The following is a 662-nucleotide window of genomic DNA, read 5'->3' on the forward strand; positions in this document are numbered from 1 at the left end:
GGAATATGAGTTGTCAGTTTTGCCGGAATTAGTAGCTGAGTTACGCACTTATCCAGAACTAGAACAGGAAATTCACCGCTGTATAGACGACCGGGGAGATGTTACAGACCGAGCAAGTCCCAAACTGGCGGGTATTCGAGAAAAAATGCACCATTTGCGCGATCGCATTGATGGGATACTTCGAGGCATTTTACAACGGAAAGCTAGTGCTATTCAACAACCAATTATTACTCAAAGGAGCGATCGCTTTGTAATTCCTGTCAAAGCACCTCAAAAGGATGCTGTACCTGGTATTGTTCACGATACATCTACAACAGGTTCTACATTATACATTGAACCTAATGGAGTTGTCAACCTCAATAACCAAATGCGACAACTACAGCGTCAGGTCCAAAGAGAAGAAGAAGCGATTCGGCAAGCATTAACAGAGCAGGTGGCAGAAGTCAAGGAAGACTTGGAGCAGTTATTGATAATTGCTACTACAATTGACCTCGCTACAGCTCGCGCTCGTTATAGTTTATGGTTAGGAGCAAACCCCCCTCAATTTACTGAACCAGATTCCGATCGCCCCGTGAATATCCGTCAATTGCGACATCCGTTGTTAGTTTGGATAAGTGCGTAACTCAGCTACTAATTCCGGCAAAACTGACAACTCATATTCC

The 662-nt window shown here is 44.1% G+C and carries 1 pseudogene; it reads left to right on the plus strand.

Going from position 1 to position 662, the window contains the following annotated elements:
- Window positions 1–610 (plus strand): annotated as a pseudogene (locus tag D5R40_RS33610) (endonuclease MutS2); the annotation flags it as partial.
- Window positions 611–662: the final 52 nt, after the last annotated feature.

Source organism: Okeania hirsuta (assembly GCF_003838195.1).
GTDB lineage: Bacteria > Cyanobacteriota > Cyanobacteriia > Cyanobacteriales > Microcoleaceae > Okeania > Okeania hirsuta.